20 protein-coding genes and 1 other RNA gene are annotated in these 19,292 nt (G+C 68.2%); 12 read left to right on the top strand and 9 right to left on the bottom strand.

The genetic code is table 11. The annotated features are described in order from the left end of the window. Positions 1-24: 24 nt before the first annotated feature. Entirely contained in the window at positions 25-159 is a 135-nt protein-coding gene (rpmH, locus tag AC3WMA_RS19625) for a 50S ribosomal protein L34 (RefSeq protein ID WP_038364779.1), read from the bottom strand. A 242-nt stretch (positions 160-401) separates the two neighbouring features. Between rpmH and ffs the strand changes: the two genes are divergently transcribed. The 4 genes from ffs to recR all read left to right on the top strand — a co-directional run bounded on the left by ffs (position 402) and on the right by recR (position 3,520). After that, positions 402-498, top strand: an RNA gene (gene ffs, locus AC3WMA_RS19620) — signal recognition particle sRNA small type. Positions 499-584: 86 nt separating this feature from the next. Beyond that, the gene (locus tag AC3WMA_RS19615) at positions 585-2,462 is read left to right on the top strand and encodes a DNA polymerase III subunit gamma/tau (RefSeq protein ID WP_492287024.1); all 1,878 of its coding nucleotides are present in this window, start codon (positions 585-587) and stop codon (positions 2,460-2,462) included. Between the two features lie 21 nt (positions 2,463-2,483). Continuing rightward, on the top strand, positions 2,484-2,804 hold the full coding sequence (locus AC3WMA_RS19610; protein ID WP_047572605.1) for a YbaB/EbfC family nucleoid-associated protein: 321 nt from the start codon (positions 2,484-2,486) through the stop codon (positions 2,802-2,804). Positions 2,805-2,914: 110 nt separating this feature from the next. Then, positions 2,915-3,520 carry a recombination mediator RecR gene (recR, locus tag AC3WMA_RS19605; protein WP_492287023.1) on the top strand — a complete coding sequence of 202 codons (606 nt, stop codon included), beginning with the start codon at positions 2,915-2,917 and terminating at the stop codon, positions 3,518-3,520. A gap of 128 nt (positions 3,521-3,648) precedes the next feature. Here the strand turns inward: recR and AC3WMA_RS19600 are convergent, their stop codons facing one another. Further along, positions 3,649-4,353, bottom strand: coding sequence for an outer membrane protein (locus AC3WMA_RS19600; protein WP_492287022.1), 705 nt, complete (start codon positions 4,351-4,353; stop codon positions 3,649-3,651). Between the two features lie 184 nt (positions 4,354-4,537). Between AC3WMA_RS19600 and AC3WMA_RS19595 the strand changes: the two genes are divergently transcribed. From AC3WMA_RS19595 to AC3WMA_RS19585, 3 genes are all read left to right on the top strand, one after another. Next, positions 4,538-5,587 carry a YihY/virulence factor BrkB family protein gene (locus AC3WMA_RS19595; RefSeq protein WP_492287021.1) on the top strand — a complete coding sequence of 350 codons (1,050 nt, stop codon included), beginning with the start codon at positions 4,538-4,540 and terminating at the stop codon, positions 5,585-5,587. Then, positions 5,587-6,822 carry an NAD(P)/FAD-dependent oxidoreductase gene (locus tag AC3WMA_RS19590; RefSeq protein ID WP_492287020.1) on the top strand — a complete coding sequence of 412 codons (1,236 nt, stop codon included), beginning with the start codon at positions 5,587-5,589 and terminating at the stop codon, positions 6,820-6,822. Before AC3WMA_RS19595 ends, AC3WMA_RS19590 begins: the two co-directional genes overlap by 1 nt. A 117-nt stretch (positions 6,823-6,939) precedes the next feature. After that, entirely contained in the window at positions 6,940-7,812 is an 873-nt protein-coding gene (locus AC3WMA_RS19585; RefSeq protein WP_492287019.1) for a VOC family protein, read from the top strand. A 108-nt stretch (positions 7,813-7,920) separates the two neighbouring features. On the opposite strand, the gene AC3WMA_RS19580 is transcribed toward AC3WMA_RS19585, so the two are convergent. The 6 genes from AC3WMA_RS19580 to AC3WMA_RS19555 form a co-directional block, all read right to left on the bottom strand. Beyond that, a complete protein-coding gene (locus tag AC3WMA_RS19580; RefSeq protein ID WP_492287018.1) occupies positions 7,921-8,373 on the bottom strand; it encodes a GNAT family N-acetyltransferase in 453 nt (150 codons plus the stop codon). Then, positions 8,370-9,341 (bottom strand): cysteine synthase A, encoded by a 972-nt coding sequence (gene cysK, locus AC3WMA_RS19575; protein ID WP_257733141.1) that lies wholly within the window; start codon positions 9,339-9,341, stop codon positions 8,370-8,372. The genes AC3WMA_RS19580 and cysK overlap by 4 nt, the downstream gene beginning before the upstream one ends. A gap of 87 nt (positions 9,342-9,428) precedes the next feature. Continuing rightward, positions 9,429-9,881 carry an RrF2 family transcriptional regulator gene (locus tag AC3WMA_RS19570; RefSeq protein WP_492287017.1) on the bottom strand — a complete coding sequence of 151 codons (453 nt, stop codon included), beginning with the start codon at positions 9,879-9,881 and terminating at the stop codon, positions 9,429-9,431. Further along, complete coding sequence (gene dut, locus AC3WMA_RS19565) at positions 9,878-10,348, bottom strand: dUTP diphosphatase (RefSeq protein WP_492287016.1); 471 nt, start codon at positions 10,346-10,348, stop codon at positions 9,878-9,880. Before dut ends, AC3WMA_RS19570 begins: the two co-directional genes overlap by 4 nt. Before the next feature lie 2 nt (positions 10,349-10,350). Then, a complete protein-coding gene (locus tag AC3WMA_RS19560; protein WP_492287015.1) occupies positions 10,351-11,673 on the bottom strand; it encodes a phosphopantothenoylcysteine decarboxylase domain-containing protein in 1,323 nt (440 codons plus the stop codon). Positions 11,674-11,717: 44 nt separating this feature from the next. Continuing rightward, a complete protein-coding gene (locus tag AC3WMA_RS19555) occupies positions 11,718-12,185 on the bottom strand; it encodes an Lrp/AsnC family transcriptional regulator (RefSeq protein WP_052232492.1) in 468 nt (155 codons plus the stop codon). A gap of 160 nt (positions 12,186-12,345) precedes the next feature. Between AC3WMA_RS19555 and AC3WMA_RS19550 the strand changes: the two genes are divergently transcribed. From AC3WMA_RS19550 to AC3WMA_RS19530, 5 genes are all read left to right on the top strand, one after another. Further along, on the top strand, positions 12,346-13,371 hold the full coding sequence (locus AC3WMA_RS19550) for an ABC transporter substrate-binding protein (protein ID WP_492287014.1): 1,026 nt from the start codon (positions 12,346-12,348) through the stop codon (positions 13,369-13,371). A gap of 73 nt (positions 13,372-13,444) precedes the next feature. Continuing rightward, positions 13,445-14,128: an ABC transporter permease gene (locus tag AC3WMA_RS19545; protein WP_492287103.1), complete on the top strand. Its 684-nt coding sequence runs from the start codon at positions 13,445-13,447 to the stop codon at positions 14,126-14,128. Continuing rightward, a complete protein-coding gene (locus AC3WMA_RS19540; protein ID WP_492287013.1) occupies positions 14,104-14,880 on the top strand; it encodes an ABC transporter ATP-binding protein in 777 nt (258 codons plus the stop codon). Before AC3WMA_RS19545 ends, AC3WMA_RS19540 begins: the two co-directional genes overlap by 25 nt. Before the next feature lie 283 nt (positions 14,881-15,163). Next, positions 15,164-17,329 (top strand): protein-disulfide reductase DsbD family protein, encoded by a 2,166-nt coding sequence (locus AC3WMA_RS19535; RefSeq protein ID WP_492287012.1) that lies wholly within the window; start codon positions 15,164-15,166, stop codon positions 17,327-17,329. Between the two features lie 29 nt (positions 17,330-17,358). After that, positions 17,359-17,994, top strand: a complete 636-nt coding sequence (locus AC3WMA_RS19530; protein ID WP_492287011.1) for a thioredoxin family protein — start codon at positions 17,359-17,361, stop codon at positions 17,992-17,994. A gap of 62 nt (positions 17,995-18,056) precedes the next feature. Here the strand turns inward: AC3WMA_RS19530 and AC3WMA_RS19525 are convergent, their stop codons facing one another. Then, on the bottom strand, positions 18,057-19,262 hold the full coding sequence (locus tag AC3WMA_RS19525; protein WP_492287010.1) for a penicillin-binding protein activator: 1,206 nt from the start codon (positions 19,260-19,262) through the stop codon (positions 18,057-18,059). Positions 19,263-19,292: the final 30 nt, after the last annotated feature.

Here is a 19,292-nt window from a genome sequence, read left to right as displayed (position 1 = left end):
GCTATCGTGACGCGCCAGGGCTCGTCAGGCCGACAGGCGCTTGCGGCCGTGGGCGCGGCGAGCGGCGATGACCTTGCGGCCACCCTTGGTCGCCATGCGAGCGCGATAGCCGTGGCGGCGCTTGCGAACCAGCTTGCTGGGTTGATAGGTTCTCTTCACGGTCCGTCTCCGGGGCCTTTATGAGCACGACGGCCGCGGCTTTCCGGGGAAAGCATGGCCAACCGAGCCTGTCATGCGATAAGGGTCGGCGCCGCCTCTCGGCAGCGCAGGTCGCGGGCTTATGACGGATGGACGACACCAAGTCAACGCCAAACTGGCAGATGTGACGCCGGCTGCGACGAAGCTTCGCGGCCCTGCGATGCCGGCTTGCGATTCGCGCGGACATCCCCGATATAGCGGGCGGGAGGTTGGCGAGGGACGTCTCACTCGCCAACCGGGTCAGGTCCGGAAGGAAGCAGCCCTAACGAGACCGAACGGGTCTTCGTCCAGCCTCCCACCTCATGCGCGTCTAAAGCGCCGGACCGAACCACGGGACCGGCGCTGCGCCATTGACCCTCGCCTCCCGATTGGCGAAACCAGTTTCCATGACCGATCCGATCGACGCCGCCTCTGCTGACGAACCGGGATTTGCCGGTTTCGATCCGGTGCCCGCGCCGCAAGCCGCCGCCACGGGAGCGCCCGCGCCCTATCGCGTGCTCGCGCGAAAATACCGCCCGGCGCATTTCGGCGACCTGATCGGCCAGGAAGCGATGGTGCGCACGCTGACCAACGCCTTCGCTGCCGGCCGCATTCCGCAGGCCTGGATGCTGACCGGCGTGCGCGGCGTCGGCAAGACCACGACCGCCCGCATCCTGGCGCGCGCCTTGAACTTCCAGACGCCGGACGGGCAGGGCAGCCCGACGACGGACCTCCGCGATTTCGGCATCCATTGCCGCGAGATCATCGAAGGCCGCCATATCGACGTGATGGAGATCGACGCGGCCTCGAACAACAGCGTCGACAACATCCGCCAGATCAACGACGCCGTGCGTTATGCGCCGGTCTCGGCCCGCTACAAGGTCTATATCGTCGACGAGGTGCATATGCTCTCGACCGGCGCCTTCAACGCCTTCCTGAAGACCCTGGAGGAGCCGCCGCCGCATGCGAAGTTCATCTTCGCGACGACGGAAATCCGCAAGGTGCCGATCACGGTGCTGTCGCGCTGCCAGCGTTTCGACCTGCGCCGCGTCGAAGCCGATATGCTGGTCGACCATCTCGCCCATATCTGCCGGGCCGAGAGCGTCGATGCCGAGCAGGAGGCTCTCGCGGCGATCGCCCGCGCCGCCGAGGGCTCGGTCCGTGACTCGCTCTCGATCCTGGACCAAGCCATTGCGCATGCGGCCGGCCGCATCACGCTCGACGATATCCGCTCGATGCTCGGCCTTGCCGACCGGGCCCGCGTCATCGACCTTTTTGAAGCCGTGATGAAGGGCGACATCGCCGCGGCGCTCGGCGAATTGCGCGCGCAATACGATGCCGGTGCCGATCCGGTGGTGGTGCTGAACGACCTCGCCGAATTCACCCATCTCGTCACCCGCCTCAAGCTCGTGCCCGAGGCGGTGAAGGATAACAGCCTCGCCCAGGCCGAGCGCGTGCGCGGTGGCGATTTTGCCCAGCGCCTTTCGGTCCGCATCCTCGCCCGCACCTGGCAGATGCTGCTCAAGGGCCTTGCCGAGGTGAAGCAGGCCGACCGGCCGGTCATGGCCGCCGAGATGGTGCTGGTACGCCTTGCCCACGCCGCCGACCTGCCGACCCCCGACGAGGCGCTCAAGATGCTGCGCGACGGCATGGGCTCCGTCCCCGCCGGCAACGGTAATGGCGGCGGCAATGGCATGGGGATGCCGCGTCCGCCCTCCGGTGGCGGTAATACCGCACTCGCCGCCCGCCCGATCCTCGCCAGCGCCAATCCGGCCCCCACTCCGGTCGCGCGTGCCGTTGCCGCGCCCATGGCGATCGTCGCGACGCTGGAGGATGTCGTCGCGCTCGCCTCGCAGCACCGCGACATCACGCTCAAGATCGCGCTGGAGCGCGATATCCGCCCGGTGCGTTTCGAGCCCGGCCGCATCGAGTTCTCGCTGGCCGAAGGCGCCTCGCGCACCCTCGCTCAGGACCTCTCTCGCCGCCTCAAGGAATGGACCGGCCAGACCTGGATGGTCGCCGTCGTCAATGACGAGGGCGGCGCCACGATGCGGGAGCAGGCGGCGGCCGCGAAGGACCAGCGCGAGAGCGACGCGGCGGCTCACCCGTCGGTCAAGGCGGTGCTGGAGCGCTTTCCCGGCGCGCGCATCGTCGATGTCCGCGATCCCCGCGCCATTGCCGCGGCCGAAATGGCCGCCTCTGCGCCGAGCGAAGACGAATACCTGCCCGATGCCGAGCCCCTGTTCGACGATTCCGAACCGGATTTCGACGGCATCGATTTCTGACGATTTCGAGGAGGATTTCCGATGCGCGACATGATGGGCCTGATGAAGCAGGCGCAGCAGATGCAGCAGAAGATGGCCGACATGCAGGCCGAGCTCGACAATATCGAGGTCGAGGGCGGCGCCGGCGGCGGCATGGTCACGGTGACGATGACGGCCAAGGGCGCGCTCAAGGGCGTGAAGATCGATCCGAGCCTGATGGTGCCGGACGAGCGCGAGATCCTCGAGGACCTGATCGTCGCCGCCGCGAACGACGCCCGCACCCGCGGCGAGCGCGTCATGCAGGAGCGCATGGCCGAGATCACCAAGGGCCTGCCGATCCCGCCCGGCATGAAACTGTTTTGATGAAGCGCCGTCATGCCCGGGCTTGACCCGGGCATCTCATGCCACGAGGGCTTTCCGGCCAGAGATGGTCGGGTCAAGCCCGACCATGACGCTTCCATCGACGAGTTCAGATGTCCCGCGCGATTGCCGGTCCCGAGATCGAAAGGCTGATCCAGCTCCTGGCCAAGCTGCCGGGGCTAGGGCCGCGCTCGGCCCGGCGTGCCGCGCTGCATCTCGTCAAGAAGCGCGAGCAACTGCTCGGCCCGCTGTCCGAGGCGATGGCGGTGGCGCGCGAGCGCATCGTCGTCTGCGCCCGTTGCGGCAATGTCGATACCAGCGACCCCTGCGGCCTCTGCACCGATCCGCGCCGCGACGATTCTCTCATCGTCGTCGTCGCCGATATCTCGGACCTCTGGGCGCTGGAGCGCTCGGGTGCGGTCTCTGGCCGCTACCATGTGCTGGGCGGCGTGCTTTCGGCGCTCGACGGTATCAGGCCCGAGCATCTCTCGCTCGACGCGCTCGTGGCGCGCGCCTCCGATCCGGTGGTGAAGGAGGTCATCCTCGCGCTCAACGCCACGGTCGATGGCCAGACCACGGCGCATTTCATCACCGACCTCATGGCGCATCTGCCGGTGAAGGTGACGAAGCTCGCCCATGGCGTGCCTGTTGGAGGCGAGCTCGATTATCTCGACGACGGCACGCTGGCCGCCGCCATCCGTCAGCGCACGGGCTTCTGAGAACGCACGTCATTCTCGGGCGAAGCGAAGCGCAGACCCGAGAATCTCAGGCCGAAAGATGCGCGGAAGCCTTCTTGTCACGCGATGCTCGGGTCAAGCCCGAGCATGACGGCCAAGCCGAAGCGTCTTCAGAACTTGTAGGCGACGCTGGCGCGGGCGCTGTGGGTCGAGAGGTCCTGAGAGCCGGTCAGGCCCGGGAAGGCGCCCGAGCTGGCGAAGCGGTTCCGGCCAAAATCGGTATAGCGGTATTCGGCGCCGAGGATCAGGTTGTCGGTGAAGGCGAAGTTGACGCCGGCGCCGACATTCCAGCCGGTCCGTGCGCTCGTCAGCCGCTCGCCGAAGCCGCCGCCGGGCGTGAAGACGCGCCGCTCGTATTCGGTGAAGGAGACGCCGCCGGTGCCGTAGACCATCCAGCGGTCGAAGGCGAGGCCGAGGCGGGCGCGGGCCGAGCCCTGCCAGTCCTGGCTGACGCGGGCGGAGAGCCCGATGCCGTCGAAGCGGCTGCGGTTGTCGAGCGCTTCGACATCGCCCTCGACACCCAGCACGATGCCGCCGAGCTGGTAGTTGAAGCCGGCATGGGCGCCGCCGAAGGCCGTATCCTCGCCGGCACGGAAGCTAACGGGGGCGAAGGCGCCGCCCGGTGCATTGATCCGCACCCGGCTGTCGTCCCAGGCATAGCCGCCCTGGAAGCCGGCATAGAAACCTGTCCAGGAATAGAGCGCCGGCAGATCAGGGGCCGGCGGCAGGGCGACCTTGCGCAGGTCGGCTGCTCCGGCCGTGCCCGACAGCAGGATCGCAAGGCCCGTCAGGCCGGTTCTGAGCAGCTTCGTCATCGGGCGTATCCGGAAGGACAGACAAGCGCCTGCCGCTCGCGGCCGCGCCCCGCCATAACGAAGCATTAAGGTTAACAATCGGCTAAGTGGCGCCCTCGCAGGTTCCGCATCGGAACGATTGCGGCCGGATGCGGTTGCTCGCATGCTTGCAGGCGTGAACTGGCTGCGGAGAAACGGGTCCGACATGGCTTTCCTGAAACGGATCACGGGCGCCGCCGGGATCGGGGTCGCGCTCGGCTATCTGTCGGGATTGGTGTCCGACAAGCTCGGGCGGCGCCGGGAGGAAGCTGTACGCGGCCGTCTGGCGAGCACGCCCCTGCAGATGACCTGGCTCGGCTGGAAGGACGTGCTGTTGCGCTTCGCCGGCAATGTCGCCGAGAACCGCCTCTCGTCGCTGGCGGGTGCGGTTGCCTTCTTTACCTTGCTCTCGCTCGTGCCGGCCCTGTCGCTGATGGTCACGCTCTATCGCTACTTCACCGATCCCGCGACCATCGCCGAGCAGCTCGACACGGTGACGACGATGTTCCCGCAGGCCGCACGCGAGCTCATTCACGAGCAGGCGGTCAGGCTGTCGGCACAGTCCGGCTTCGTCCTGTCCACCACCTTCTATGTCAGCCTGCTCGTCGCGGCCTGGTCGGCGAACGCGGCGGTGAAGGCGATCTTCGATGCGCTCAACATCATCTATCGGGAGACCGAGAAACGCAGCTTCCTCAAGCTCAATGCGATCTCGCTCTTCACCACGGTCAGCGGCGTGGTCCTGCTCACCGCCGCGCTGATCGCCATCGCCAGCCTTCCGGTCGTGACCGCGCTGTTTCCCTTCCATTTTGAGCTGGAGCGCCTGATCGGGCTGGTGCGCTGGCCGTCTTTCTTCGTCGTGGCGACGTTCTCGATCGCGATCCTCTACTGGATCGGCCCCAGCCGCGAGCGGATGCGCTTCATCTGGGTGATGCCCGGCGCCATCGCCGCGGCCCTGCTCTGGGGCGCGGCCTCCTATTGCTTCTCCTGGTATGTCTCGACGCTCGGCAACTACACGGCGGCCTATGGCTCGCTTGCGACCGTCGTGGTGTTCATGACCTGGCTCTGGCTCTCGGCGATGATCGTGCTGGCCGGTGCCGAGCTCAATGCCGAGCTGGAGCACCAGACGGCGCATGACACCACCACCGGCCGGCCGAAGCCGCTCGGCCAGCGCGGCGCCACCATGGCCGACCGCGTCGGCCCGCCAAGGGCGGAGTGATGCTGGACCCACAGGCCACGCGCCAGGACGATCTGCGCACCGGCAAGGGGCCGTGGCGTCCGGCTTTGGAGCGGCCCTCGGGGCGGGCGATCGAGGCCGACATGCGTTGCGACATTGCGATCGTGGGCGGCGGCATCACCGGGGCCCTCGTCGCCGAGCATCTCACGGCGATGGGCCGCGACGTCGTCCTGATCGACCGCGAGCGGGAAGGCTTCGGCAGTACGGCGGCTTCGACCGCGATGCTGCAATGGGAGATCGATCTCCGGCTGTCGGAACTCGCTGGGCTCTACGGCTTCGCCGCAGCTGCCGAAATCTACCGATTGAGCTTCCAGGCGGTCACGGGCCTGCGCGGGCTGGTCGGTGAACTCGCGCTCTCCTGCGGGTTCTCAGCCCGCCAGACCGTCTATCTCGCGGCGGGCGAAAGCGGCCCGCGCGAACTTCGGGAGGAGGCCGCCTTACGCGAGCGGGCGGGACTTCCCGGAGATTTCATCGAACACGCTGCGCTGCGCGAGGCCTTCGGCTTCGATCGGGCGGCGGCCATCGTCTCGCCCGGTTCGGCCGAAGCCGATCCACTCAGCCTCTGCCATGGGCTGCTGGGAATATCCGTGCAACGCGGAGCGAGATTGATCCGCGACGAGGCGGTGAGCTTCGATGGCGCCGGCCGTTCGGCTGCCGTCACGCTCGCCAGCGGCCGGGTCGTCGAGGCCGACAGCATCGTGCTCGCCACGGGCTATGTCATGCCGGATATCGTCAGGGACGATTTGCATCGCGTGGCCTCGAGCTGGGCGATCGCGACGGTTCCGCAAGTGCCGCAGGCGCTCTGGCCCGGCCCCGCGCTCGTCTGGGAAGCGTCGGAAGATTACTGCTACTGCCGCACGACCACGGACGGCCGCATCGTCTTCGGCGGCGAGGACGAGGATTTCGACGATCCCGACCGGCGCGAGGCGCTCGGCCCCGAGAAAGCCAGGGCCTTGCAGGAGCGCCTGCATGCGCTGGTCCCGCAGGCCGGCCTCGACCTCGATCATGCCTGGTCCGGCGCCTTCGGCCAGACCGAAGACGGTCTGCCATTGATCGGGCGCGTGCCCGGTCATCCGCGCCTGCTCGCGGCTTACGGCTATGGCGGAAACGGCATCACCTTCAGCTTCATGGCCTCGCGCCTGATCGGGGCGCTGGTCAGCGGGCGCGAAAAACGCTGGTTCCGCCATTTCGCCATCGACCGGCCGCGCCCCGGCTGAGGCGCGTCATTGCAACCATGCAATCGCAGTCTTGCCGGCCGGGTGGGCGACAAGATCAGGCGGAAGCGCCATTTTAGCGGTGGCTGGCCGGAACGGCCGCCGCGAAAGGATTTCCCTATGGTCGCAACTGCCGAACGGACGGCTTCAGCCGCCACCCTTGAAGCCCACAAGGCGCCCGTCTTCATCGGTGCTGTGACGCTGCGGGCGCATGATCTCACCGCGCTGACCGCCTATTATCATGACGCGATCGGCCTGCGTGTCATCCGGCAGGATACGACGAGCGCCGATCTCGGCGTTGGTGAGCGCGTGCTGGTTCGTCTGGAAGCCGGCGCGGCCCGCCCCAGTTCGGCCGCCGGCCTGTTCCATCTCGCCATCCTGCTGCCATCACGACGCGATCTCGCCAACTGGCTGAGGCATGCCGCCGTGACACGCATCCCGCTCGAAGGCGCCTCCGACCACCTCGTCAGCGAGGCGCTCTATCTCTCCGATCCCGAGGGCAACGGCATCGAAATCTATCGCGACCGCAAGCGGGAGGAATGGCCGCGCAAGCCCGATGGCGGCATCGCCATGGCGACCGAGCGGCTCGATCTCGACAAGCTGCTGAGCGAAGCCGACGAGGCGACCTATGCCGGTATGCCCGAGGGCACCGGGATGGGCCATATCCATCTGCGCGTCGGCGATACGAAGGCAGCTGAAGCCTTCTACCGCGACCTGCTCGGCTTCGACCTGATGGTGCATTATCCCGGCGCCAGCTTCCTCGCCAGCGGCGGCTATCACCATCATATCGCCGGCAATATCTGGGGCAGCCGCGGCGCCGGCCCGCGTCAGCCGGGCGAAGCAGGGCTCGACCGTTTCGAGCTGGTTGCCCGCTACGAGGCCGATTTCGCGGCGATGCGCCAGCGCATCCTGGCGGCGGGCGGCAACGAGGCCGATGGTGCGCCGGCGGTCGCCGATCCCTGGAACAACCGGCTGGTTCTGGTGCGCGGATAAGACCGCCGTCATGCTCGGGCTTGACCCGAGCATCTCGGAAACCAGTGCCTTTTCGTCACGAGATTCTCGGGTCTGCGCTTCGCTTCGCCCGAGAATGACGCGCAGCTCTCAGCGCGTCAGCAGATGCGAGCGGCGCGTTCCGCTTGTATCGGGAACAAAGCCGTTCGCTTCCCAGAAGGCGCTCGCGCGCGGATCGGCGGCGCGCAATGACAGCCGCGGCGCCAGATCCAGCCCCTGCTGGATGAGCGCGGCGGCCAGCACGCGGCCGATACCGGCGCCGCGATGCAGCGGCCGGACATAGACATGCCGGACGCGCAACAGATCAGGCGCGGGGTCGTAGGGATCGGGCGTCAGCGCGCCGATTCCGGCGAGCTCGCCCTCATGAAAGGCGGCGAAGGTGACGAAGCGCTCGTCCGTGCCACCGTAATGGCCGGCGAGCCATTCCTCGCGCAACCCCTCGACGAAGCGGTAGCTTTCCGCGCTCGCCTCATGGCGCAAGGCCTCGAAATCGTCCGGCAGGCTTTCCGCCAGCCGGACGATCTGGATGGCCGTTGCGGTCACAGACCCTCGAACAGGGCGCTGGAGATGTAGCGCTCGGCGAAGGAGGGGATGATCACCACGATGGTCTTGCCGGCATTCTCCGGCTTGGCGCCGACTTCGAGCGCCGCCGCGACGGCCGCGCCGGACGAGATGCCGGCCGGGATGCCCTCACTCCTGGCGAGCGCGCGCGCCGTCTCGAACGCCGTCTGGTTGCCGACGGTGACGACCTCGTCGATGATTCCGCGATCGAGGATGCCGGGCACGAAGCCGGCGCCGATGCCCTGGATCTTGTGCGGGCCGGCCTGGCCGCCCGACAGGACCGGCGAATCCTCCGGCTCGACCGCGACCATCTTCACGCTCGCCTTGCGGGCCTTCAGCACCTGGCCGACGCCGGTGATGGTGCCGCCGGTGCCGACGCCGGAGATGACGATGTCGACCGCGCCATTGGTGTCGTTCCAGATCTCCTCCGCCGTGGTCTTGCGATGGATCTCGGGATTATGCGGGTTCTCGAACTGCTGCGGGATGATCGAGCCTGCGATCTCGGCCTTGAGCTCCTCAGCCTTGGCGACGGCGCCACGCATGCCGCCGGGGCCGGGGGTCAGCACCAGCTCGGCGCCGAGCAGGGCGAGCATCTTGCGCCGCTCCAGCGACATCGTCTCCGGCATGACGAGGATCAGGCGATAGCCGCGGGCGGCAGCGACGAAGGCGAGCGCGATGCCGGTATTGCCTGAGGTCGGCTCGATCAGCGTGCCGCCGGGCTTGAGCGCGCCGGACGCCTCCAGCGCATCGATCATGTTGACGCCGATACGGTCCTTCACGCTCGAGATCGGGTTGAAGAACTCGAGCTTGGCGAGGATCGTCGCCTTGACGCCGCGCTCGGCCGGCAGCCGGTTCAGCTTGACCAGCGGCGTGTCGCCGATCGTGTCGGTGATCGAGTTGTAGATGCGTCCGCGTCCGGGCGCCTTCGTCGTCTTCTGTGCTTCGGCCATGACATGACTCCTCTGGACGAGAGAACGTTCGGTCGAGACGCTAGATCAATTCACAGAATCTGTCGAATAAAGAAATAAATCACACAATCAGATTGTGAAATCGGGTTTGGTGCCGGGCTCGCCGAAGACGGCCCTCGCCTGCGCCCTGCGGCACAGTTCCTCGACCGTCACCGTGTCCAGCGCCGCGAGGAACGCGGCCGAAGCGTGTGCGACCTCCGGCCCGATGACCTCGTCGACCAGCCGCGATTGCGGTTCCGGCCCGAGCCCTTCCTCGATCGCTTCCTGCATCGCGGCGCGCGCGATGTCGCCGGCCGTGATCTTGCGGCGCTCGCGGGCGAGCTCGTAGCCGCCGCGCGGGCCGCGCACGCCCTTGAGGATGCCGACGCGCACCAGCGTCTGCAGCAGGGTTTCGAGATGGCGCGGCGGCAGGGCATGGCGCGCGGCGAGCAGCTTGGCCGCGACCGGCTGCGGCCTTGCATGCAGGGCGATATCGACCACGGCGGCGATGGCGAGCAGGCTGCGGCGCGAGAGCAGGATCATGGCCGCTTCTCTCCGCTGCTGCCCGTGACGCCGGTCGAGCCGAAGCCACCCGCGCCGCGCGCCGTGGCGTCGAGCCCTGCGACTTCCGTCAGGATGGCGCGCGTCACCGGCGCGATCACCATCTGCGCGATCCGGTCGCCGCGGGCGATGGCGAAGGGCTCCTGCCCGAGATTGATCAACGGCACCTTGACCTCGCCGCGATAGTCGCTGTCGACGGTGCCCGGCGCGTTGAGCACGGTCACGCCATGTTTGACGGCAAGGCCCGAGCGCGGCCGCACCTGCCCCTCGAACCCCGCCGGCAATTGCATCACGAGCCCGGTCGGCACGAGCGCGCGCTCGCCCGGGGCGAGCGAAAAGCTTTCGGCAATGGCGGCACGCAGGTCGAGCCCGGCCGCGCCTTCCGTCTCATAGGCCGGCAAGGGCAGGTCGGCGCCATGCGGGAGGCGTTGCAGCAGGACCGCGACCATCGTCACTCCGCCTGCCGGGCCGGCGCGAGCCCGGCAATATGGTCGATCAGCCGCGTAGCGACCTCCCCCTTGGGCAGGGTCGGCCAGGTCTCGACGCCGGATGCGGTGACGAGATGCACGGTATTGGCGTCGCCGCCCATCACGCCGGTGCCGCCGACATCGTTCGCGACGATCAGGTCGCAGCCCTTCCTGGCGAGCTTGGCGCGGGCATAGTCGACCACGTTCTGCGTCTCCGCCGCGAAGCCGACGACCAGCGGCGGGCGCCCGCTCTTGCGATGCGCGATCGTTGCGAGGATGTCGGGGTTTTCGACCAGCGAGAGCGGCGGCAGCGCCTTGCCGTCCTTCTTCAGCTTGTCGGAGGCCGCGTCGGCGACGCGCCAGTCGGCCACGGCGGCGGCAAAGATCGCGATGTCGGCCGGTAGCGCCGTCTCGACGGCGGCGAGCATTTCGCGCGCCGATTCGACATGGATCGTCTCGACCCCGGCCGGATCGGGCAGGTTCACCGGGCCGCTCACCAGCGTCACCCGCGCCCCGGCCGCCGCAGCGGCTGCGGCGATGGCGTGGCCCTGCTTCCCGGAGGAGCGGTTGGCAATGTAGCGCACGGGATCGATCGGCTCATGCGTCGGCCCGGAGGTGATCAGCACATGCTGGCCTGCAAGCGAGCCGGTCGCGTGCTCCCCGCCCGGCAGCCGGCCGAGGAAACCGATGGCGCGCTGTGCATTGGGCTTTTCGCCGGCGAGCGCCAGTTCGATCGCGGCGAGGATTTCCGGCGGCTCGGCCATGCGGCCCGGCCCGCTTTCGCCGCGCTCCGCCATCGCGCCGACATTCGGGCCGACGACGAGCACGCCGTCCTTTTCGAGCTGCGCCATGTTCCGGCGCGTCGCCGGGTGCTGCCACATGCGCGGGTTCATCGCCGGCGCGATCAGGACGCGCTTGTCGGTGGCGAGCAGGGCGGTCGAGGCGAGGTCGTCGGCATGCCCGTTCGCCATCTTGGCGATCAGGTCGGCGGTCGCGGGCGCAACCACGACGAGATCGGTCGAGCGCGAGAGCTGGATATGGCCGATATCGGCCTCGTCCGTCAGCGAGAACATATCGGTGAAGCAGCGCTCGCCCGCCAGCGACGAGACGGTGAGCGGCGTCACGAACTGCTCGCCGGCCTTGGTCACGATGCAGCGCGAGGCGATGCCGCGATCCTTCAGCCGGCGGATGACCTCCAGCATCTTGTAGGCGGCGATGCCGCCGCCGATGATCAGGAGAACGGAGCGGGAAGCGGACAAGGCGGCTCCTCGGGCAGCGCGAATGGCGAACTGTCCGTTACGTAGCATCTGCCGCGCCGCGCTGTCATGCGCGGCGCGTTGCCCCGCCTTCCTCAGTTGCGGGGCAGATCGGGCACTTTATAGGCTGTCGTCGCCTTGATCCGCTCCATCGCGAAGCGCGACGTCACGTTCTTGAGCGGGATCGTCTCGATCAGCTTCTTGTAGAAGCCGTCATAGGCGGCCATGTCGGCGACGACGACGCGCAGCATGTAGTCGACATCGCCGGCCATCCGGTAGAACTCCATCACCTCCGGCATGGCCGCGACCATCTGCGCGAATTTCTCCAGCCACGGGCCGGAATGGTCCGCCGTCTCGATCTGGACGAAGACGGTGAGGCCGAGCCCGATCTTCTCGGGCGCCACCAGCGCGACGCGCTTCAGGATCACGCCGGCCTGTTCGAGCTTCTGGATGCGCTTCCAGCACGGCGTCTGCGAGAGCCCGACGCGGTCGGCGAGCTCCGCGATCGAGATATTCGCGTCCGCCTGGAGCACGGTCAGAATCTTGCGGTCGATGGCGTCCATTCTCTCAAGCTCGCTATCTGGAGAAATTCGTTTCGCAGACTTCGCATGAAATAGATGGATTATCTTTTTCGAGCTAATCTATTGCATCCAGATAGAAAATCCTTTTCTCAATCTGTCAATGGGGGCTCGTTTGGGCCTGCTTTTGAAAGGGATTTGAACGATGGATCGCCGCCAGTTCCTCATCGCCGGGTCGAGCCTCGCGGCGGCCATGCCCTTCGCCGCTCCGGCCCGCGCCCAGAGCGTCGCCGCACGTGTCGGCTACATTCCGGTCGTCGGCACGGCGCCGTTCTTCGTCGCCAATGGCGAGGGCTGGCTGAAGCAGGGCGGCATCGATGTCGCGGTCACCGTCTTCGAATCCGGCCCGAACATGATCCAGGCGCTCGCCTCGGGCACGATCGACGTGTATGTCGCCGGTGTAGCGCCGCTGGCCGTCGCCCGCTCGCGCGGCATCGATATCCGCGTCGTCGCCTCGACCGCGATCGGCGAGAACGTGGTGGTCAGCGCGCCCTCGCTGACCAAGTTCTTCACGCCCGGCACCAATGCCGCCGCCGCCTTCAAGGCCTTCCGTGCCGCCAATGGCAAGGCTGCGCGCCTCGCCACCCAGCCGGCCGGCTCCGTGCCGAACACGACGCTGCAATACTGGCTCTGGGAGGTCGCGAAGGCCGACAAGGCCGATGTCGAGATCGTGCCGATGGGCATCGACGCGACCCAGCAGGCAATCCTGGCCGGGGCGGTCGATGGCGGCTCGGTCCGTGAGCCGGCGCTGACCATCATCCAGACCCGCAATCCGCAGATCAAGCTCATCGCCGGCGGCGAGGAGGTCTTCCCGGGTCAGCCCGGCACGGTCGTCGCCGTCTCCGGCGCCTTCGCCACCAAGAATCCACAGGCCGTGCAGAACCTCGTCTCTGGCCTCGTCCGGGCGGCGGCGCTGATCAAGGCCGACCCGAACAAGGCGGCCCCTCATGTCGGTGCCGCGCTCGGCAAGGGCATCGTCGATCCCGAGCTGATCCAGAAGGCGCTGGTCTCGCCGGCGAGCCGCTTCGAGATCGACCCGCGCAAGATCATCGAGCCGTCCCGTGCCATGCAGGCCTACCAGGTCAAGCTCGGCTCGCTGGAGAAGGAACTCCCCTTCGACGGATTGTTCGAGACGCAGTATTACGAGCGCGCGATCAAGACGGGCGGCTGATACTGTGAACAGACTCCGGGCTCCGGCCCTCGCCCTTCTGGGCCTCGTCGCCTTCCTCCTGCTCTGGGAGGCGATGCCTTTCTTCAGACTGGTGAATCCGGCCTTCCTGCCGGGTCCGAGCGCCCTGCCGAAGGCCTTCATGCGGGAGCTCTCCTCCGGCGCCTGGCTCGCGGCCATACTGGGTTCGCTCTGGCACTACTTCGTCGGCCTCTTCGTCGGCGCCGGCCTCGGCATCGCCTTCGGCGTTCTGATCGGTATGTCCCGCATCGCCGAGGAGGCGACGGCCTGGGTCGTTCGGGTATTACGCCCCATTCCCGGCCTTGCCTGGGTGCCCTTCGCCATCATCTGGTTCGGCGTCACGCCGGGCGCGGCGGTCTTCATCATCGCCATCGGCGTGTTCTGGATCGTCTTCTTCGCAGCGCAGGGCGCGATCCGCGGCGTCGACCGTGACCTCATCGAGGTCGCCGACGCCTTCGGCTTCCGTTCCCCCTGGCAGCGGCTGTTCAAGATCCTGCTGCCGGCGGCCTTGCCCGGCATCCTCGTCGGCATCAGGACGGCGCTCGGGCAGGCCTGGATGGCGGTGGTCGCGGCCGAAATCTTCGGCGTTGCCGGTGTCGGCCAGCGCATGATGCAGGCGTCGAGCCTGCTCGCGACCGATATCGTCGTGGTCTACATGCTGACGATGGCGGCGCTCTACGGCCTGCTCGACACCGGCTTCGTCGCCTTCCAGAAATGGGTGCTGCGTTGGAAAGCGTGATCGATATCAGGGGTCTGTCGCTGACCTTCACCCGCGACGGCGAAGAGACCGAGGTCCTGCGCAAGCTCGACCTCTCGGTGGGGCGCGGCGAGTTTTTGGCCATCGTCGGCCCCTCCGGCGTCGGCAAATCGACCCTGCTGCGCGTCATCGCCGGCCTCGCCAAGCCGAGCGGCGGCGAGGTCGTCATCTCCGCGAAGGACCGGTCGCGCCGGCCGGTCGCGCTGGTCTTCCAGGATTCGCGCCTGCTGCCCTGGCGCAAGGTCGTCTCCAATGTCGGCTTCGGCCTCGAAGGCCGCGCGCCCCGCACGGAGCGCCTCGCCAAGGCAACCGCGATGCTCGATCTCGTCGGCCTGGCGCCGCTGGCCCAGCGCTGGCCGCACCAGCTCTCCGGCGGCCAACGCCAGCGCGTTTCGCTGGCCCGCGCGCTCGCCGTCGAGCCGGAAATCCTGCTGATGGACGAGCCCTTCTCGGCGCTGGATGCCCTGACGCGCGAGACCCTGCAGGACGAGCTGATCCGCGTCTGGCAGCGCACCGGTAAGACCGTGCTCTTCGTCACCCATGATATCGACGAGGCCGCCTATCTCGCCGACCGCGTCGTCGTCCTGTCGGGCGCGCCCGGCCAGATCATCGCCGAGCACCGCATCGACGCGAGCCGTCCGCGCAAGCGCGGCGCGGCGGCGGAGGCCGAGATCGTGCGCGCGGTCCGCCAGGGCCTCGGCGCCGACATCGTCACGGACGGCGCCGCAATCTGAGATGCGTCACGGGGCGTCATTCTCGGGCGAAGCACAGCTTCGACCCGAGAAACTCAGGACAGGAACGCGCTGGTTTTCGAGATGCTCGGGTCAAGCCCGAGCATGACGGCGCTGCAGGAGCAATTCGGACAACGGAGTTCCGAGCCTCGGCGACATCATGGCACGCTGCCTCCCGGCACCGGATCGCCCAGAATGGCCCTGACCCCGCCTCACTGCCTTGTCATTGGCAGATCAACCTCGATTGGGGCATGGGGTCGGGATGATCAGGGATTGCGACGGCATCATGCGGCGATATCCAGGCAAGCGTGTCCTGCGCGCGGCGGCATTGGCGATGGGGCTGCTGGCTCCGGGGCTCGCGCTCGCCGCCGAATCCGCCGCCGTCACCTCGCCGCGCGTCACCGCGACCCTGCTGTCGAGCCGCGATGCGGTTGCGCCCGGCGAGCGCTTCAAGGTTGCGCTCGTCCAGAAGCTCGCGCCGCACTGGCATACCTATTGGCTGAATCCCGGCGATTCCGGCGAGCCGACCCAGATCAAATGGGACCTGCCGGCCGGCGCGACTGCCGGCGAGATCCAGTGGCCGGCGCCCAAGGCGATCCGCGTCGATCCGCTCGTCAATTTCGGCTTCGAAGGCACGGTCCTGCTGCCGCTCGAGATCACCGTGCCGGCCGATGCCAAGCCCGGTGAGAACTTTGCGCTGAAGGCCGAGGCGACCTGGCTCGTCTGCGAGAAGATCTGCATTCCCGAGGAAGGCTCCTTCTCGCTCGACCTCCCCATCGCCGCTGCGAGTGAGGTCGATCAAGCCGCCGAGGCACGGATCGATGCCGCCATCGCGGCGCTGCCGAAGCCGGCCTCTTTCCGCGGCAAGCTTCGCGATGACGCTGGCAAGCTCGTGCTCGACCTGCCGGGCCTGCCGGCCGGCGCGACCGATCTGCGTTTCTTCCCGGTTTCCGACACGCTCATCGAGCATGCGGCCGACCAGCCCTTCACGGCCGGCGACAAACCCGTCCTGACCCTGACCCGTTCGAGCGCCTTCAAGCTGGAGAAGCCGGAGGTGACCGCCGTCCTCACCTTTACCGAAGGCGGCTCGCCGAGGGCCGTTACGATCGTGGCCGATGCCGATCCGGCCCTGATGGCGGCCGGCGGGACGGATGCGCCTGAAGCGCGCCCTGCGGTGGTGCGGATTCCGATGCCGGCCGAAGGCGCCGACCTGACGATCTGGGCAGCGCTCGCCTTTGCCTTTGCCGGTGGCCTGATCCTCAACCTGATGCCTTGCGTCCTGCCGGTGCTGTTCATCAAGGCGCTCGGCTTCGCGCAGCTCGCGCATCGCAATCGCTCCGAAGTCCGCGAGCAGGGCCTGCTCTTCATGAGCGGGGTGCTCGTTACCTTCATGGTGCTGGCCGGCGCGGTGATCGCGCTGGGTAGCCTCGGTAGCAGCGTCGGCTGGGGCTTCCAGCTCCAGTCCCCGCCGCTCGTCATCGGGCTCGCCGTGGTGATGGTCCTGATCGGCCTCAACCTGCTCGGCGCCTTCGAGATCGGCACCTCCGTGACCGGCCTCGGCGATGGCCTCGCCAGCCGGGGCGGGCGCCTCGGTGCCTTCATGACCGGCGTGCTCGCGGTCGTCGTCGCGACGCCCTGCACGGCGCCCTTCATGGGCGCGGCGATGGGCTATGCGGTGACGCAACCGCCGGCCGTCGCCCTCTCCGTCTTCATGGCGCTGGCGCTCGGCTTCGCCTTTCCGGTGGTCGCGCTCTCCTTCGCGCCCGGCCTGCTGCGCCTGCTGCCCAAGCCCGGCCGCTGGATGCTCGTGCTGAAGCAGGCCTTCGCCTTCCCGATGTTCGCGACCGCGATCTGGCTGATCTGGGTGGCTTCCGTGCAGAGCGGCCCGCAAGGCGTGCTCGCCGCCTTGGTGGCCGTGCTGGCGGCGGGCTTCGCGGTCTGGCTCGTCGGCGTGACGCGTGGCTCGTTCGCGCGCCGCGCCTTCGGCTCGGTGCTGGCCGCGCTCGTCGTGCTCGGAGCCGGCTGGTTCACCGTCCAGAACGCCATTCCGGGCGCCGCGACCGAGGCGCGCGCCGGCGATATCGAGGCCTGGTCGCCCGAGCGGGTGGCGGCCTTGCAGGCGCAGGGCAAGCCGGTCTTCGTCAATTTCACCGCCGCCTGGTGCATCACCTGCATCGCCAACGAGCGCGTCGCGCTCTCCCGGCAGGAGGTGAAGGACGCCTTCGCGAAGCTCGGCGTCGTCTATCTCAAGGCCGACTGGACCAATCGCGACAGCCGCATCGCCAAGGCGCTCGCCGAGCAGGGCCGGGCCGGCGTGCCCCTCTATCTGTTCTACCCCGCCCGCAAGGAAGCGCAGGCCGAGATCCTGCCGCAGCTCCTGACCGTGGACGGGCTGATCGCCGCGGCCGAGCGTGCGGCAGGGCGCAACGCGAAGACGGCCGCATTGCCATAGATTTTCGACATCAACCCAGGGAGACAGACATGCAAAGCCTGACCAGACAGACTTTCATCGCCGGCCTCGCCCTCGCGGGCCTCGCCTTCCCGGCAGCCGCCTTCGCGCAAGGCGCGGCCAAGGTCGGTGCGCCCGCTCCCGCCTTCCAGGCGGTCGATGTCGAGGGCAAGACGCGCAACCTCTCCGAATTCGCCGGCAAGACGGTGATCCTCGAATGGACCAACCACGACTGCCCCTATGTCCGGAAGCACTACAACAGCGCGACCATGCAGACCCTGCAGAAGGACATGGCCAGGGAGGGCGTCGTCTGGCTCTCGGTGATCTCCTCGCCGCAGGGTGAGCAGGGCCATGTCGACGCCGCCAGGGCCAAGGAATTGACGGTCCAGCGCAATGCCGCCCCGGCTGGCATCCTGCTCGACCCGAACAGCAAGGTGGCACGCGCCTATGGCGCGCAGACCACCCCGCACATGTACATCATCGATCCCAAGGGCACCCTCGCCTATATGGGCGCGATCGACGACAAGCCGACCTCGGCCGCATCGAGCCTCGAAGGCGCCAAGAGCTATGTCCGGCAGGCCGTCGCCGAGCTGAAAGCCGGCAAGCCGGTCTCGGAAGCCAGCACCAAGGCCTATGGCTGCGTGGTGAAATACGCCCCGCTGAGCTGAGGCACGTATCCAGTTCGATCAGGAAGCGGCCGGGCCTCGCCCGGCCGTTTTCGTTAGGGGGCCTATTGCGAGCGCGGGCCGAGATCGCGGGGTGCGGCGTTGATCGTGACGATCTGGCCGTTGCGCAGCTCCAGCACGGCAAGGCCGCGCTCGACCTGTCCGTCCGGGCGGAAGCGGAAGACGCCGTCTGCTCCGGCGAAGCCCGAGCCATTGGTCAGCACGGCCTCGGAGAAGCGCTGCGAGCCTTGCGTGCGCGCCAGCGCCGCCGCCAGCGAGACCGCATCGTAGGCTAGTGTCGCGGTGCGGGTCGGCGCGCTGTTGAAGCGCTGCTGGTACCGCCCGGCGAAGGCGTTGAAGCCGGCCGTGTCGGGCGAGGCGAACCAGCCGCCCTGGATCGCCGGCACGCGCGCGATGCTCGCATCGTTCCAGACGCCCGTGCCGAGCGGCTTGACCTTGGCCGGGTTGTAGCCGGCCTCCTGCAGCAGCTGCCCCACGGTCGGCATCGTGTCGGCGGCAGCCGGCACGAACAGCGCATCGGCCTGGGCGAGCGAGGGCATCAGGCGCTGGATCGAGGCCTTCATCGCGGCCGGATCGGTGCCGAAGCGCTCGATCGCGGCGACGCGCACGCCGCGATTGGCGGCGGCCTGCTGGAAGGCGGCCTCGACGACCTTGCCATAGGCGGTGTCCGGTACCAGCGCGGCGAAGGACTTGCGGCCCTGCTGGGCGGCATAGCCGATCACGCGGTTGACGTCGTTCTCGGGCGGGAAGGAGAGCAGGTAGACGCCGCGCGAGGCGACGTTGGAATCGCTGGAGAAGGCGATGACCGGCTTGTTGGCGGCGCGTGCCACTTGCCCGACCGCCTGGACGGAGGGTGCGAAGAGCGGCCCGACGATCAGTTCGGCCCCTTCCGACAGGGCCTCCTGCGCGGCGGCGCGGGCGCCCTCCGGCGTGCCGCGATCATCCTTGACCAGCAGCATCAGGTCGGCATTCGGGAATTCGGCGAGCGCCATCTCGGCGGCGTTCTTCAGGGAATTGCCGACGACGGCGCCCTGCCCCTCGGCCGTGAGCGGCAGGATGAGCCCGACCTTGACCTTGCCGGTACCGAGGGTCTGCCCGGACGGCGCGGCGCCGGCTGCCGGCGCGCCCGAATCGAAGCCCGGCAGGCCGGACGTGCCGCCGCCGCAGGCTGCGAGCGCGAGCGGCAGCATGACGGCGAAGGCCCGTGCCTTGAACCGCAGGATCGGGGCGATGTGCCGATGGTGGAACACGGGCGATCTCCAGTCGTGGCCGGGCCGACG

This window comes from Allobosea sp. FW305-C-101 (genome assembly GCF_058783685.1).
This window is presented reverse-complemented; position numbering and strand designations above follow the sequence as displayed.

Coding starts and splice junctions, on each gene's coding strand:
- cysK (WP_257733141.1), bottom strand. CDS start 9,341: ATGGCCGAAGCACAGAAGACGACGAAGGCGCCCGGACGCGGACGCATC.
- AC3WMA_RS19545 (WP_492287103.1), top strand. CDS start 13,445: ATGCCTTTCTTCAGACTGGTGAATCCGGCCTTCCTGCCGGGTCCGAGC.
- AC3WMA_RS19550 (WP_492287014.1), top strand. CDS start 12,346: ATGGATCGCCGCCAGTTCCTCATCGCCGGGTCGAGCCTCGCGGCGGCC.
- AC3WMA_RS19615 (WP_492287024.1), top strand. CDS start 585: ATGACCGATCCGATCGACGCCGCCTCTGCTGACGAACCGGGATTTGCC.
- AC3WMA_RS19530 (WP_492287011.1), top strand. CDS start 17,359: ATGCAAAGCCTGACCAGACAGACTTTCATCGCCGGCCTCGCCCTCGCG.
- AC3WMA_RS19540 (WP_492287013.1), top strand. CDS start 14,104: ATGGGTGCTGCGTTGGAAAGCGTGATCGATATCAGGGGTCTGTCGCTG.
- AC3WMA_RS19585 (WP_492287019.1), top strand. CDS start 6,940: ATGGTCGCAACTGCCGAACGGACGGCTTCAGCCGCCACCCTTGAAGCC.
- AC3WMA_RS19590 (WP_492287020.1), top strand. CDS start 5,587: ATGCTGGACCCACAGGCCACGCGCCAGGACGATCTGCGCACCGGCAAG.
- AC3WMA_RS19555 (WP_052232492.1), bottom strand. CDS start 12,185: ATGGACGCCATCGACCGCAAGATTCTGACCGTGCTCCAGGCGGACGCG.
- AC3WMA_RS19570 (WP_492287017.1), bottom strand. CDS start 9,881: ATGATCCTGCTCTCGCGCCGCAGCCTGCTCGCCATCGCCGCCGTGGTC.
- recR (WP_492287023.1), top strand. CDS start 2,915: ATGTCCCGCGCGATTGCCGGTCCCGAGATCGAAAGGCTGATCCAGCTC.
- AC3WMA_RS19595 (WP_492287021.1), top strand. CDS start 4,538: ATGGCTTTCCTGAAACGGATCACGGGCGCCGCCGGGATCGGGGTCGCG.
- dut (WP_492287016.1), bottom strand. CDS start 10,348: ATGGTCGCGGTCCTGCTGCAACGCCTCCCGCATGGCGCCGACCTGCCC.
- AC3WMA_RS19560 (WP_492287015.1), bottom strand. CDS start 11,673: ATGCTACGTAACGGACAGTTCGCCATTCGCGCTGCCCGAGGAGCCGCC.
- AC3WMA_RS19610 (WP_047572605.1), top strand. CDS start 2,484: ATGCGCGACATGATGGGCCTGATGAAGCAGGCGCAGCAGATGCAGCAG.
- AC3WMA_RS19600 (WP_492287022.1), bottom strand. CDS start 4,353: ATGACGAAGCTGCTCAGAACCGGCCTGACGGGCCTTGCGATCCTGCTG.
- AC3WMA_RS19535 (WP_492287012.1), top strand. CDS start 15,164: ATGCGGCGATATCCAGGCAAGCGTGTCCTGCGCGCGGCGGCATTGGCG.